The 15,205-nt window shown below is 61.6% G+C and carries 10 protein-coding genes; all 10 read right to left on the reverse strand.

Annotated features, from left to right (window positions below):
* Positions 1-75: 75 nt before the first annotated feature.
* The 10 genes from ACP7CJ_RS05510 to ACP7CJ_RS05555 all read right to left on the reverse strand — a co-directional run bounded on the left by ACP7CJ_RS05510 (position 76) and on the right by ACP7CJ_RS05555 (position 15,179).
* Positions 76-723, reverse strand: coding sequence for a response regulator (locus ACP7CJ_RS05510; protein WP_276192985.1), 648 nt, complete (start codon positions 721-723; stop codon positions 76-78).
* A complete protein-coding gene (locus tag ACP7CJ_RS05515; protein WP_426099783.1) occupies positions 716-3,895 on the reverse strand; it encodes a response regulator in 3,180 nt (1,059 codons plus the stop codon). The genes ACP7CJ_RS05510 and ACP7CJ_RS05515 overlap by 8 nt, the downstream gene beginning before the upstream one ends.
* The gene (locus tag ACP7CJ_RS05520; RefSeq protein ID WP_426099784.1) at positions 3,895-7,836 is read right to left on the reverse strand and encodes a type VI secretion protein IcmF/TssM N-terminal domain-containing protein; all 3,942 of its coding nucleotides are present in this window, start codon (positions 7,834-7,836) and stop codon (positions 3,895-3,897) included. The genes ACP7CJ_RS05515 and ACP7CJ_RS05520 overlap by 1 nt, the downstream gene beginning before the upstream one ends.
* Positions 7,836-8,504, reverse strand: a complete 669-nt coding sequence (locus ACP7CJ_RS05525; RefSeq protein WP_276192989.1) for a DotU family type IV/VI secretion system protein — start codon at positions 8,502-8,504, stop codon at positions 7,836-7,838. The genes ACP7CJ_RS05520 and ACP7CJ_RS05525 overlap by 1 nt, the downstream gene beginning before the upstream one ends.
* Entirely contained in the window at positions 8,501-9,883 is a 1,383-nt protein-coding gene (gene tssK, locus ACP7CJ_RS05530; RefSeq protein ID WP_426099785.1) for a type VI secretion system baseplate subunit TssK, read from the reverse strand. Before tssK ends, ACP7CJ_RS05525 begins: the two co-directional genes overlap by 4 nt.
* A gap of 63 nt (positions 9,884-9,946) precedes the next feature.
* The gene (locus ACP7CJ_RS05535; RefSeq protein ID WP_426099786.1) at positions 9,947-10,570 is read right to left on the reverse strand and encodes a type VI secretion lipoprotein TssJ; all 624 of its coding nucleotides are present in this window, start codon (positions 10,568-10,570) and stop codon (positions 9,947-9,949) included.
* A gap of 2 nt (positions 10,571-10,572) precedes the next feature.
* Complete coding sequence (locus ACP7CJ_RS05540) at positions 10,573-10,977, reverse strand: DUF4150 domain-containing protein (RefSeq protein WP_426099787.1); 405 nt, start codon at positions 10,975-10,977, stop codon at positions 10,573-10,575.
* Positions 10,978-10,985: 8 nt separating this feature from the next.
* The gene (locus tag ACP7CJ_RS05545) at positions 10,986-11,633 is read right to left on the reverse strand and encodes a DUF3540 domain-containing protein (protein ID WP_426099788.1); all 648 of its coding nucleotides are present in this window, start codon (positions 11,631-11,633) and stop codon (positions 10,986-10,988) included.
* The gene (locus tag ACP7CJ_RS05550) at positions 11,630-12,592 is read right to left on the reverse strand and encodes a pentapeptide repeat-containing protein (RefSeq protein ID WP_426099789.1); all 963 of its coding nucleotides are present in this window, start codon (positions 12,590-12,592) and stop codon (positions 11,630-11,632) included. Before ACP7CJ_RS05550 ends, ACP7CJ_RS05545 begins: the two co-directional genes overlap by 4 nt.
* Complete coding sequence (locus ACP7CJ_RS05555) at positions 12,585-15,179, reverse strand: DUF2169 family type VI secretion system accessory protein (RefSeq protein ID WP_426099790.1); 2,595 nt, start codon at positions 15,177-15,179, stop codon at positions 12,585-12,587. Before ACP7CJ_RS05555 ends, ACP7CJ_RS05550 begins: the two co-directional genes overlap by 8 nt.
* Between the last annotated feature and the right edge of the window lie 26 nt (positions 15,180-15,205).

The raw sequence follows: 15,205 nt of genomic DNA on the forward strand, positions 1-15,205 counted from the left end.
TGTTCAGCGCGCGGGCTGACTTACGCCGGTGTCCCCGCGCCAATCAAAAAGCCAGCCGCCGTTGCCCAACACGGGTTATTGATCCTCGCCAAGCAGGCCAAGCCGATAGGCCCATTGGGTCATATCGGCAGCGTTGTGTGCGTCCAGTTTTTTCATCAGGTTGAGCCGATGGGTCTCTACGGTTTTGAGGCCTATACACAAGATCTCGGCAACGTCTCGATTACGCGCGCCTTCGGCGACCAGCTTCAAGACCTGGCGTTCTCGTCCGGTCAGGCTGACACCGCTGGCCGCGTGCCCGGCGCCGCGTAGCGCCATGACTTGAGCGGCATCGAGACCGGAATCGATATAGATTTTCCCTGCGCGCACCTGGGCGATGGCCTGGAGCAGGTCTTCGCGCCGGCTGCGCTTGAGCACATAGCCGACCGCGCCGGCCTCCAGCGCCAGCGCGGCGTTATGTTCGGAGACCGTCGAAGTCAGGGCGATGATCAGGATGGCCGGCCAGCGCCTGGCGATCAGGGTCAGGGCCGAGACGCCATCGAGCAACGGCATATTCAGGTCCATCAACACCAAGTCAGGTTGCAAGGCGCGGCACATGGCAACGGCTTGCTGACCATCTTCGGCCTCGCCCGCCACGCTCAGCTCAGGCACATCGGCCAGCAGCGCACACAACCCTTCGCGAATCATTGCGTGATCATCCACCAGCAGTAAACGGCACTCAGACATCGTCAGGCTTTCCAGTTTTTTCAGAGGGGCCGGGCTGACGCGCAGCCAGGGTCAGACCCTGCATGTCCAGTTGCAACAGCGCAGCGAGCATCGTGGCGATATCCGCGTCAGCGGCGGCCTGTTCCATCAACGCCGCCGACGCCTCCAGCGCCGCTTCACCGAACTGCCCGGCGCTCCCCTTGAGGCTATGGGCGATACGCGCGGCCTCGGCATGATCGACCTGCGCGACCGCCTCCTTGAGCCGAGCCAGCAAGGCCTGGCAGTCCGCCATGAATAAACGCTGCAGACGCGGGGCCCGGAGTGGGTCCTGTTCCTGGAGTGGCATCAGGGTCGGCACGGGCTTCGCCAGGCTCGGTGCCGAGGGCTCTGCGCTGCGCAACTCCATCCCCCGTGCCTGCTGCCGCACAATCACTTGCGTGATCGCATCGAACAGCTGCATCGGTAACACGGGCTTGGCGAGATAGTCGTTGGCGCCGGCTTCGATGAAGCGCTCCCGGTCGCCGCTCATGGCGTTGGCGGTCAAGGCAATCACGTAAACCTCCTCATCCAGCACTGAGCACTGCCCCGAACGCAATTGACGAACAGCCTCCATGCCATCCATTCGCGGCATTTGCCCGTCCATCAAGACCGCGTCGAAAATCTTCCGACCGAGTATTTCCAGTGCCTCGACACCGTCGCGGGCATGAACGACGCGATGGCCGAAACGCTCCAGGAACAACTGAGTAATCTCGCGATTGGTGGCGATGTCATCGACCACCAGGACATCCAGGCCGAAGTCATGCCGCTCCAGACTGCGCAACGGCGATGCGGTTTCGCAGAGCGTCGGCGTTGCACCGCTCTGCACCTCGCACAAGGTCCGATAGAAATGCTGACGACGCAGCGGCCTGACAACGCACGCGGCCAGGCCATGGGCGCGCAGTTCATCGGCAGACGGCAGTGATTCCACCTGCGAGGCCATCAGCACGATACGCGCGGTGGCCAACGCCGGGGCTGCACGGCACAGGTCGGCGAACTCGACGCCATCGACCATCGGCAGGCGCCAATTGACCAATACTAAGTCGAACCTGACACCCAACTGTGCCTGCTCGTGCATCAGGCTCAATGCTTCTTCGGCAGACGCTGCGCCCTGGCACAGCATCTGCCACTGGCCGAGCATCTCCATCAATGCCCCACGCTCATCGGCGTGTTCATCCACCACCAGGGTCCGCAGCCCCCACAACCGTGGGGCGTCGGCCGCACGCGCCGGGCATTGCGGCAAGGGCAAGGTCAGCGCGAAGGTCGAACCCACATCCGGTTGGCTGTGCAACTCGATACCGCCACCCATCATCCCAGCCAGGCGCTGGCTGATGGACAAGCCCAACCCGGTACCGCCGTAGTTTCGGGTGGTGGAGGCATCGGCCTGCAAAAACGCCTCAAACACCGAACGCTGTGCGGACGGCGCGATGCCGATGCCGGTATCGATCACCTGAAATCCAAGCTGGTCGTCCTCCCCCCGCCAGACCAGCAGGCGAATCGAGCCGCTGGCGGTGAACTTGACAGCGTTACTCAGGAGATTGAGCAGAATCTGCCGCAATCGCCACGGATCACCGATCACTTGCCCCGGTACATTGGTGGCAATATGACAGATCATGCGCAGGCCTTTTTCCGCCGCGCGCGGTGCCAACAGTTCGGTGACGTCTTCCAGCACTTCGGTCAGATCGAACTCGACCTGCTCGATATTCAGGTTACCCGACTCGATTTTGGAGAAGTCCAGGATGTCGCTGATCAGCGCCAGCAGGGCTTCGGAGTTCTCACGGATGGCCGTGACAAAATGTTGCTGCTGAGCCGTGAGCGGCGTATCCGCCAGCAAGTGATTCATGCCGATGACGGCGTTCATCGGGGTACGGATTTCGTGACTCATGTTGGCCAGGAACTGCCCCTTGAGTTGGTTGGCCTGGTTGGCCATGTCCCGGGCGCCCTGCAGTTCCTGAGTGCGCACCTCCACCAGGTGCTCCAGCCCGGCCTGCTCGGCCTGCAACGCATCGAGCAAGCGGTTGTAGGCCCTGGCGAAGCGTCCCAGCTCATCGGCGCGCGCCTCTGGCAAACGACGCGACAGGTCGTCGCCGCGAGCGGTTTCTTCGATTTCCCGCGCAAACCGGGCCAGCGGCTGCGCCAACTGGCGATGCAACACCCAGAGTAAACCAAGGGCCAAGAGGATGAAGCCGACAATCGCAAAAGGTACCTCGGCTAGAATCAGGCCCAACGCGCCGGCGCGCAGTTGCGCTTGCGGATAAACCGTCAACAGATACCAATCCGGTTGCTGCAGGTGAGCGACGATCATCGGCGTGTCGGCGTCGAAGCGACCGATCTGTGGGAAGCCGGCGGCGGCCGGCAAATCCGCGATCAGTTGCTTAAGCCTGTCGCGGGAAACCGCCTCCAGCGTATTGCCGGAAAGATCGGCAATACGCTGACCTTGTGCATCCAGCAACAGGGTGGGATAGCCATTGAGCAACTGCCCGATACGGGCCAACCGCTCATCGAGCTTCAATTCATAGCCGGTCATGAACAAGGGTTTGCCCGATACATCCCGGGCGACCACCGCAACGCTGATCAACTGGCGGCCCAGCGACGGCTCGTAATAGGGCCCGTCCCAGACAACCTGAGGCCCATCTGCCGATAGTCCGTCGAACAGCGCGCGCAAATGCGTTGCTCGGGCCTGGGCGAAACCCGACGGAATATCGACTTGCGTGGAAAAAGCCGCCCCAGCGTCGGGAAAATAGAAAAACGTATCGACCGTCATCGCCTGGCCGGCCGTACCGAATGCTTCGGCAGCGGAAGCGGCGCGGGCCAACCGATCGGTGGCCGCGGCGTTGTCCGCAACGCCCGGCCCGGTCGGATTGAGCACCCAATGCAGGGTGCTGCGCTGGAAAATATTGCCGCCAAACTCGTTTGCCGCGCCGCTGTTCCAGCGCGTCATCAGTCGTCTGGCGCCCTCCTCCGCGTCGCGAAAATCGTCATTGTCCACACTGGAGAGCAAGGCCAGGCGCTGGCTGAGATCGTCCAGCGCCTTGCCTTGCAGTTGTTCATACGTGCGCCACGCGCTAAGCCCGGCGGCCACGCACCAACTCAACGCGAGAACCAGCGCCAGCACACAGGTAATGCGCAGCGCCAATGAAGCACGCCAGCTCTTCATCACAGGTCGACCTTACTGGCGGCTGCACTGTCGAGTGTGGCGCTCACGCCCATTTTGCGCAAAATGTCGCGAATCGCCCGTTGTGCCGCCGCGTCGTCACGCAGCGCCACCACCAGCAACCGCGTGGCCTTGTCGCCGGTTATCGTCTGTGCGGCTTCGCGCCGGCTGGACAAGCCCAAGGTGAGCAGTTGCGCCTCAAGGTTCTTCACGCGCGTCTCGTTGCCATAGGTGCCAAGATCCAAGCGAATCCCTTCACCTGCCGACAGCCCCGTTGCCACGGGCCTGGGCGTCCAGCACCAGGCGATCTGGGTCGGCGGTTGAATACTCGCGACCCCCTGCTCGGTGGGCGAACCGAGCGCGGCCAGACGCACATTCGTCGCGGCCGCCTGGGCATCCATCGCCGTCAACTGTTCGGCGATGCCATTCAACTGTGCATCGAGGATGGTGGCCTGGCGCTGCAATTGGTCGGCCTGGCTATACTTGTCCATCAATACCTGTTCGCCTTCCTGGCGGTAGGTCAGTTGAATGCCGATAAGATTCTCACTGCCCATCAAGTTACGCTGGCCCGGAAAATCATCAGCGCTGAAGGTGTGTTGCCCACCGTTGAACAGCCGCAGGAAGTCCACGAACGCCCGGTCCCCGGTCCAGTGCCGGGTCAGCTTGAAGTTGGCGAAGCTGATCTCCAGGGCAACATCGGCACAGGCCCCGGGGGCCCAGACGAAGCTGGCGCTGGTGGGAAAGTTGAAGTTATCCAGCACTGTCGAACGGCCACTGCATTGCAGCGTCAGGCGCGTCTGCTGGGGCAGCGAGCGAGCGCCGAGGTTGACCTGTGACGGCGCGGCGGACAATTCCACCACGGCCGCCGTGGCCTGCAGTGTGGCAATGCTTTGCTTGAGCTCTGCCCGTTGCGCCACCAGGCCTTTCTGCTCGGCTTCGAGTGCCTGCCGGCTTTGCTGCTCCGTGGCCTGCTGGGCCTGACTCTGTCGCTCGGCACCGAGCAGATCGTTGCGCGCATGCTGCATACGACTGACATAAGCGTAGAACGCACCGGTCAACGGAATTTGCACACCCAGCGCTTCCCGTCCGCTGTAGCGCTGCACATCGCGTTGCACGAAGGTTTTCACCGCCCCGCTCATAAAGGCCGGCAGTTGACCGCGTTCGCCGTACAGCAGTTCGTTAAGCATGACCGGGTCCTGCACGCCCTGGATCGAACTGAGCAACTGCCCGCTCCAGTCACTTTGCAGGCGGCAGGCCGCCACTTCGGAAGCGTAATGCGAGGCGAAATCCAACTGGCCGGTCGCCAACGACCAGACCACATCTTCACGCGGATCCGGCCCCTTCAGCGCCTGGATCAAGGCGCTGCGCACGCTATCGGCTTCCCACAGCGGCGCAGACTTCACCGAGGGATCGGCACCGAAGCCCCAAGTATCCACGGCAACCTGGAACGCTTGCGCATCGCTTTTCTGCAGATCGGCCACCACACCTTTCATCAACTGCTGAAACCTGGCCAACGCGCGGGCTTGGGTCAATTCGTCGCGCAAGCCGTTGACGCCACTCTCGATCGAACCGCCACTGGCCACGCCCTTGAGCACATCGCCCCCCAGCGCATTGGTGATTTTCAGGCTGCCCAACGCCCCCGCTTCGGCATGCAGATCGTTGTTACGGGCCAGTTCAAGCAAGCGATCGAGCGACACCGCCCGGTTCGCCCAAGGTGCGCGTTGCTCGACGGGGATCAGAGCGAACCGTTCGGCACTGCGATGCAGCAGCTTCAGGAACGGATCGTTGGGCGTACCGACGACACTCAGGGCCAGTTGCCAATCACCGCGATTTTTCAAGCGCGTCTGCGCACTGAGCAGGCTGCCCTGGAGAAACCGATACCAGGCATCCTGGGTATCGCTTCGGTACTGATCGAGGAATTTTACCCGCTGTGTCTCCCACAGCGCGCTGTCACGGCTGGCGAGGCCGAGTTCATCCATAAAAGCAAAAATCGCAGTATGTCCTTGCGACGTATAAGCACCGGAAAGACTCAGCCCCGGGTTATCGCTATCGCTCCAGTATTCAGCCAGCCGGATCGGCGGCAGATTGTCCTGCAGTTCGGCCCAGGCTTTCAGCCACGTCAGGGGGCGTCCCTCAAGCCCCATGCTTTCGAGCTGACCCAGCAAGGCCGTTCGCTGGCTCTGCATCTGCGCCATATCGGTCTGCCACTCCAGATAGGAGCGATAGCTGCTCCCCAGGGTGACCAACTGCCCGGCGCTGGTCGCTTGCTTGGAACCGTAGGTCAAGTTCAGGAAACCCACCTCGGAACCTGGCAGCGGCAGGTTATCCATCGACTGATTGTTCAGACGGGCATCGAGCAGGTTGATCCGTCGCACAAGGAATTCGGCATACGCGGCAATCAGGCGTGGATCGCCGCTGTTCAACGCGCTGCGCAGGTTTTGCGAGATGACACCATCGAATACTGGCGTGCGTATTTCGTGGTCGAACAACCTGACGTAGTCAGAGCGGTAGTGCTCCTGGACCTGTTCGATATGCCGTGAGAACGGCAGCAAACCATGCCAGCCGCCCTGCTGCTGGTCAGACAGGCTGATCAACGCTTGGCGGAAGCGACGCAGCGCATCCAGGTCGGTCTCCAGCCCGCCGTCGAAGTCCTCGGCCGCTGGCGGCTCGTCCATCGCTTCGGTAAGCACTGCCTGAGTGTGGTGGTCGGCATACACCAGCAAGGCGCCAAAGCCGACACACAGTCCCAGCCAGCCAAGCACTGCGGCATGCGCCAACAGCCTGCGCCAGCGATGCCAACTATCGATGGGCTGATAAGCATGGCGTTGCGCCGGCAACAGCTGTCCCAGCAACTCATGACTGAACCAGCCTTCACTTGTGCCGTCGGCCTCTTGCCCGTTGGCCGTGAGGAACAGCCCGCAGAGCAGCGGCAACTCGCTGTAGGGGTTGGCGTCAAACGCGGGTAACAGCAGATGCTGGAGACGCGAGCGTAGATCAACGATGCGCTCCGGCAGGCTGAACGCCTCTTCATCAGGCAGGCCACGCACGCCCAATTCGATACGCAGGTCGAACAGCCGCTGGCCAATCCCACTGAACATCTCTTCGAGAAACACCTGCGCCGCCCCCGTGCGCTGCAGGCTGAGCAGGCCGAATGGCTGCTCACGTTGGGGCGGTGTGAGAGCGGACGCCCATGGGGTGAAGCCCGGCAAGGCTTCGGCACCGGTAATAATGAAATACACCGGCAAACGGGCACCAAAGACCTTCACCAGGTCATCCAGGCGGCGGCGCAGATTGTGTCCCTGCTCGGCCAGGCGCGCATCGGAATCGCTCAACAAGCGCTGGCAGTCGATCACCAGCAGCACACCGTTGAGGGGTTCGCGGCGCCGTGAACGCAGCAGCCAGTACAGCAACCGTCGCCATTCCGGGCCCGCGTCGCTGTTGCCCTCGGCCATGCGCCCGGCGGGATCAATGATCACGCCACGCTCAAGGAACCACCAATCCAAGGCCCCAGTCGAGGCCGCCGGCTTTCCACCGTGGGTCGAACGCAAGGCCGAGGTCAGCCCGCTGTTGCCCAGCAAACGCCGGGTGCCGCTGTCACTCTCGCCCAGCGTCAAGAACCAGGGCAGCACATACAGCGGTGAACCCAATCGACTCAGGCGCGACTGGCGCAACATCTGCACACCGCTGTTCCAGTCCTGATCAAGCGCCGGCGCCTCATCGCGACGACTCTGGGGCAATTCGCTGTTCATCCGCCGACGCAAGCGCCAGGCATACCAGCGCCGCCCGATCCCACGCAGGCAAAAAACCAGCAATAGCGCAACGATGAAAATCACCGGCACGTACCACAATGGCCAGTTTTGGTAGAGCGCCAGGCCCCAGAGCAACAGCACAATGCATACCAGCAGCACCGCCCAGAGCAACAACACCCCTGCTTTCTTCAACATCAGCGCATCTCCAGCAATTGGCTGACTTGTCGACCCAGCGAGAGATCGAAACTGATGTAAAGCACGGTCAACAGAATCAAGGGCACCCCGATCAGCAGCAGCAACGAAATGCCGGGCAAGCCCCGGCGCACCACACGCAGGCGTGTTGGTAACTGCGCCTCGGGTTGTTCAAACAGATGGCTGGTGGCATCCAGCGGCACCATCTGCCGATCGAGAATGATCCGTTCCAGGCAGAGCCGGCGGTATTGCATCAGTTCGCCACCCGGACGGGTCGCGTAGCGCCCCTGGAAGCCGCCGAGCAAGGCCAGGCCGAAGACCTCGCGGGCACCGACCGCCGCCTCGGGCAACGCCTCCAAGCGCTGGAAGAACTCGACACCGGCACGACTGGTGGAAAAGTAGTGACGTTGCAACGGCGCCCGCCGCCATTCTGCCGCCCCGGGCCATTCGCCAGACATGGCCGCCTCATCGATCCAGGCGACCACCGCGAACAACGCCTCACGCACTTCGGCTTCGGCAAAATGCAGCTCGCGGGCCCGATTGGCCGCGCCATCGAGCAGCACGATGAGCGCCGGCGCAAGCGTCTCATAGGACTGTGCCGGATCAATGAAGCCGCGCTTGGCAGCCTCGAAACTCGACATCCAGCAGTCAGCCAGGCGGGGATTGATCATGTGCGCACCACCACCAGGTCGATACTCAGGTCAGCCGGCGGCTGGGGCAGGAAAAACGCCGCCTGGCGCTCCTGCTGTAGCGTGTCCCAACCATCGCTCAGCGTTTCCAGGCGGAAGTACAACGCGCCGGCCACCCGTGGCAGCCCCTGGGGCGGAACCTGCAGGTAGATCAACTCGACGCCGGGCAATGCGCGGTTGACCAGGCCTTGCATGACACTCAGCGCTCCGAGCTTGCCGTCCATCGGCAGGCACTCGGCCAGCCACACCGGATCAACCACACTGCGCGCCACCAGAAAGTAACGATGCCGTGGGCCGAAAAACGCGTCCGGTAATGTGGCCTGATAAAAACCTTCCTGCAGTTGCAGGTGCACCAGCAACTCTGAGCCGATGCTGATTTCATTGAGCTGCTGGCCGATCAGGGCCACCAGTGCAATCGTCGCGGCCCCCGCCTCCTCGTGTTTGTACGGCGGCACCAACAGACGCCCATCCGGGGTTTCGCCGAGCATGTCGCAGACATCGGAAAACAGACTCAACTCACCGACAAGTTGGCGCAGGGTGCCGTAAAGCTCCCATGGCGAAACCTGCGGTGTTTCGAGCAAATGCGTCAGCAACGGGCCATAGCGATTCAATACCGCCAGGGCCATCAGATGGTTGACCTGCGCAGCGTCGAGATCGCCGCGCCGCGACTCTCCCGGCTGCTTGTACACCGACAACTGCCGCGCCCGGCCGACCAGTTCGTCACGGACTTCACGCAAGGTTTGCAGGAGCATCGGCGATGCCGCCAGATTGATCGACGGCGGCACGTAGCGCTGGGCCGGCCGGACGCGATCACCGTCCAGTTCAAGGCGGGCAATCGGCAGCAGCTCGTAGGCGCTCAAATGCTCCAGCTCATCCTCCCAGAACAGCCGCAACACATAGGACATCGGGCGCACCCGCGCTTCCGGGGAATTGCCGAGACGGTCACCGATCACTTCCGGGTCAGCCGCCACGATAAACCGCGCTTCCGCCCGAGAACCGGCCGAGAGGGTCTCGAACACTTGCGCGTTGACTTCGCCTGGCAGCAAGCGGCGCAACCCCACAAACAGCGTGCGGCCGCCACTGAATTCGCCCAGGTCAAGGCTGCGCGATTCCAGCACCGCATTACCCGGGTACTCGGCCAACGTGCCTTCGGCGAAGCGCACCGACAATTGATCGAGCAGGCATTGTTTGGCAACCAGCGCGGGCTCGTTGATCTTCAGCGAGATCAGGCCCCACGGGTATGGATGGTTCAACCCCGTGGTACGGGCAAGACGATGCTCGATACGGGCATCGTTCTGTTGGAAATGCTGAGGCTGGAGGAACAAGCCCTGGTGCCAATACAACAACTGATCGATATTCATAGGGCTCGGTTTCAGGCAAAAAATTGAAAAAGCGTGGCCGTTGCAACGCTCACGACAAGCAGGTCAGTCCTGTGCGCCGGGCAGGCGCACCTCGCCCTCTCGGGGCTGCACCGGCTTGGGCAACGCCAGGCGACTTTCCTTGCCGCGCAACAGCGCATCGGGCCCGACGAGCAGGTCAATGGCGATGGGGCGCGGTGTGGCGGTCCAGGTCTTGCTGAAGAACCCCGTCGACGTCACATCGACGCCGATCTGGTAGAGCTTGACGCTGCGCGCCGGGTCCAAGTGCGCATAGCCGACGGCGACGCCGACCATCTTCGCGCCCTCGAGTCGCGGCAGGCTCAACTGCCGGGTCTGACCCGGCTCGATAAACAGCCGCGTAAGCCCGATCATCCCGGGCGGCGCGCTGTTCATCAGCAGCAGGCTGCTCAGTTGCTGGGAGCTGCCGGTGTAGCCGGAAAACGCACTGACCTGATCGAACTGCGTGATCACCACCAACAAGTTATGCGCCTGGCCGTCGTACTGATTGAGGTCGTTATCGGCGGTGAAGCTCAGCTCGATGGCGTTTTCGGTGTAGTCCCATTTGAGCGCGGTGAGGGCCTTTTGCTCGGGGGTGAGTTCCTGGCTGCTGCAGGCGGCGAGCAGGATGCACAGGACGAGTCCGCCCATGGAAAACTTAATGGAGGGCATGCTCACTCCATCACCAGGACAGCGGTCTGGCTTGGCTGCGAAACCGTACCCATGGTGTTATTGGCGTTGTGCATGGTCTGGCAGGTGACACGCACGGCGGGCTTACCTGCGACCATCACTTTGGCGCTGCCATCGATGAAGATCATTTCACCCTTGACCTTGCCGCTGGTGACGCCACCGGCCACGCCCGCCTCATCGCCACTGGTCATCAACACCTTGCTGGACATATTCATCGCTGGCATGCCGTCCACCAGCACTTCCATCACCAATCCACCCGGGTCCGCGGCGCTGGTATCGGCAGTGTTGGGATAAGGCAACGGCACGGGCCCGGCTGGCGGAACGGGCGTCTTGCAGATATCGGGCACGGTGGACATCGCCATCGCACCGCCGTTATTGAGCATATACATAATCGATCTCACCCCAGCTTGATGCTGTCGCCATCAATGGCAACGCTACGTTGTGCGTTCAGGTCCAGCGTGTCGGCCTGCACGCTCCACTCATCGCGCACGCGCTGGCGCAACGAGCCGGAATGAAGTTCTTCATGGCCTTCGACGCGACGGCGGCTATCAGCAAAATCCGCCTCGTGGCGCACGGCCTTTTCGCGGTGATACACGCTGTTGTCGTGGCGCTCGACCCAATGGTTCTCAAGATGCTCGCCACTCATGGCCAGGGTCCCGACCGTCAGATGCGCGCGCTGCATCTGCACACTGCCCTGTTCGGCGCACACTCGTAATGCGCTACCGGCGTCAAGGCTCACGCCGTCGCGAGCCTGAATGCTCAGCGCGCCAGCGGGCAGGCTCAAATGCAAATCACCCTCCAGATGCAGACGCGCCGGTTGAGCGATGGCGCGTTCCAGCACGCTAAGGATGTAACCGCCTTGCGCGTCCAAGCTGACCAACACCTTGTCCCCCACTGCCGGACGCACCAGGCAACCGAATGCAGGTTTTAGCCAATAGCGGCGGCCATCGCTGCTGACCACGCCGAAACGCTCGCCATCCAGTGCGTTGACCTGTGCATGACGCAATTGAGCAGCGGCATCGCAATACTGCGGGGCTTCATTCATCTCGATTTTCCTAAAGAGGCGGGCCGCCATTGCTCGGCGGCAAGGCGTTCGGTATCAACGGGCTGGATGGCCTGGGGGTTGCTCTGCTGCCAGTCGGCCTGGGTGAAGTCAGCGGCATGCGCATTCATGCCGGTCACGTCGGCGGCGACGAACGAGGCGCGTGGCGCAAGCAACGCGGTGCAATCGGCATAACGCAACAGGGCGCGGTCAAAGCGCGCGCCTGGCATCTGGGCGTCTATCAGGATGGCCATCTCCAGAACGGCATCACTGAAATCGACCGAGTCAAAATGGCTGGCATTGAACAGAGCGCCCTTGAGATTGGCACCGACAAACATCGGCGCGGCTCCCTTGCAGCGGTAGAACGACGCGCCCTCGGCCTGCACGGCATGAAAATCGGCGCCACTCAACGACGATTCATCAAAGGCACACTGCTGCAACGACGCCAGGCCGAAGCGCGCCTGATCGAGTTGGCAATCGATCAACCGTGCCTTCGCAAAATGCGCCGACTGGGCATCAAGGCCCGTCAGATCGCAGCGGCTCCATTGGGATTTGCTCAACTGGGCGGCTGCCAGGCTGATACGCGGTACGCGGCACTCCGAGAGCGTAAAAGCCTCTAGCTGCGCCCCCGACAGATCCAGATCCTCGCCGGAGCATTGCGCCCAGTAGGCCTTGTTCCAACGCACATTCGTGAACAATGCGCCCTGCAATGAACACGCGTTCATGTGCGACGAGTCAGCAGTGCTGTCGGAAAAATTGGCGCCGTCCAGGCGGCAGTCTTTCCAGTAGCTTTGGGTCAGAATGGCGCCATTGAATTGCGCGCCACGCGCATCCACTTCCTCCAGCCGCGCGTTGCTCAAATCGACACCGCGATAGTCGCCACCGGCCAGATTCAACGCGCGCAAGGGCTGCCAATCAGCCAGCAATTCCCTTAGACGCTCGACACTTAATACCTCAAGCATGAGTCAGGCTCTCCTTGAGTCGGCAACGCGTCATCAATGCCTGTTCCAGGCGCACGCCGCTGCCGTGCACAGCGTCACTGGCCAAGCCATGCAAGTTGCTGCCACTGAGGTTGGTCTGCTCCAGGCACACCTTGCGCAAGCGGCCGTTAAGCAGGTTGGCGCCAGACCAATCAGCGCGACTCAAGTCACATCCCGACAGGCAGACACCTTGCGCGACGAGCCCGACACCGTCGGAATCACTCAGGTCGCAACCGCTCAGCAGCGCGTCGTTAAACCGAGCGCCGCGCAGGCTGGCGTGATTCAGATCGGCGTCTTGAAAACTGGCAGCGGTCAGGTCGGCATCGTCCAGGCGCACACCCGGCAAAACGCAGTGAGCGGCCAGACGCAGGTTTTGCAGATTGCACTCGCGCAAGTCCAGGTCGCGGCCCACCACCTTGGCGAAATCGGCTTTGCTGAGGTTGGCGCGGCGCATGTCTGTCGCGTCCAGTGTGCAGTCGTAGAGCTTGGCTTTGTGGAGGTTGCTGTCGGTGAATATTGCGCCGCTCAGGTCGCATTTATTGAGGCGTAGTTTGCTTAGATTGGCGTTGCTCAGTTGAGCCTTGTCGAGGCTGCATTCGTTGAGTTGAGCTTGCTGTAGGTTGGCCTCGGTGAAATCAGCCGTAGAGAAATCACTTTTACTGGCTCGAATAGCCAAAAGGTTAGCGCCCTTGAATGATGCACCTGGGCATAGAACCCGTTCAAAGACCGTTTCTTGCAAGGACGCCTTGTCCAAACTCGCAGCACTCAAATCACAACCAATAAATTGACTCTGGCTCAGGTCCGTATTTGCCAGACAAGCACCTTTGAGCCGACAGTTTTCAAACAACGTTCTTTTCAGGTCTGCTTGACCCAGATCCAGCCCTGAAAGATCAAGGCCATTGAGGCTGAGGTTCTGCAACGATTTACCCGCCAGGTGTAAGGCTTGCAGCGATTCACGGGTCAGATTGCAGTATTCGGCAGGCGTGGGTGCGGGGCCGAATTTGATTCGATCAGCCGCCAGTGCCTTTTCGACAGCAGCGAGTTGCTGATCGATGGAGGCCTCCATCGCTTGTGAACGGGAAAATCCCGCTGCCACTTTTTCAACCATATCCGCCTGCTGTGCTTGAGGCAGGTCCAGTCGGGCCAGCACCCCCATGAGGTCAACCTCGGGGACGGGTTGATTCGCCAGCGCCAAAGTCTCCTCGACATCCAGACTCAATCGCGTGATCGCACTCCGGGCATGGCGCATGCTGTCGGCCTTGGCCTTAGCCAATTCCGTCTCGATTTCGGCTCGTAGCGCCCCTGGATCGAAGGGCTTGGCAGGCGACTGCGGCGCTCGCATGAACGCCGCAAAATCCAGTTTGGCCAACGGCGGATAATCTGCACGGTTGAAAGGCATGTCCATGCCTGTCGCCATGTCCTGGGCGATCTGAAGACTCTGCTCATGCGCCACGGATAATTCGGCGTGTATTGCGTCCGCCGCAGCCTGCACGCTGGCAATCATGGGCCCGGAGTCGAACACCGGCGGCTCGGTGGGCGGTATCTCGACCGGCTCCACCGGAGGACGCGGCCAAAGCCGATCAATCCATGTCTGCTTATCCAGCTCGGCATCCCCGACACGCTCAAGGGCCATCGCCAGTGTGGCGATATCCTGCGCATCGATATCGAGTACAGACACCTCTGCCCGGTAGAGCAAAAGCACACTCTGCGCTGCGGGGAACAGCCATACCGTATCGAGGTCCATTGGCGCCTCGGTGATGGCAAGGTGCTTATCAGTGCGCTCGACAAAAAGTCGTGGCCGCAGGCCAGGCAGACGCCCGGACACTTGTGCCTGGGCCGGGTGCATCCCCGTTACCGACCAGGCTTCGTCTCCCCGCCAAAATTCGGTATTGCACTGGTCCTGCGCCACTTCATCGAACCAGCGGGCATCGGTGTCGATCGGCAAGAACGGTGCACGATAGGCGGTCCAGTCCTCGTCAAGAGTTCCCATAAAGGCACTGCGTGCAGCGCTTTGCGGCGGTAATGGCATGAAGCTGGCAATTGCCGGGCGGTCCTTTGGATCGCAAACACTCAGGTTCGCGACTTCCAGTTGTGCGAGTGCAGTTCCGCCAGCGGTGTCTGTATCAGCACAATAACCTTTGCCCACTGGGTTATCCGCCCACGGGGAACCACCGTAGGCGTTTTCCAGGGTCAACGGCAGGCAATCGATCTGTCCGGTTGTAACAGGCATCCAGCCCAAGAGGCCCTTGTTCCATTGACGGGGTGGAAACACATGCAGGGTTTTCTCAAGTGTCCCCAGACTTACCCGCACTGCCATTCCAGCACGCTGTGCATCGGTCAGGGCATAGGCTTGCCCCTGCACTGCGAAGGTGCCACGGCTTTTTTTCAAACCGCTGTCCAGCGTCTGCTTGCCCATGCGCTCGGCGATCCAGCTCCAGGTCTGCTCGGCGGGCATGGTCTTGCCTTCGGCATCCACCAATAAGCCGAAAGTAACCACCAAGACATGGGTATCCCGCAGTTTGGAAGTGGCAAGCAACACAAGGCTGGCGTGTTCACATTTGAGTTGCATCAGACTCTCCGCACATGTTTAGAGCA

Source organism: Pseudomonas sp. PSPC3-2, assembly GCF_049897085.1.
Classification (GTDB): domain Bacteria; phylum Pseudomonadota; class Gammaproteobacteria; order Pseudomonadales; family Pseudomonadaceae; genus Aquipseudomonas; species Aquipseudomonas paraveronii.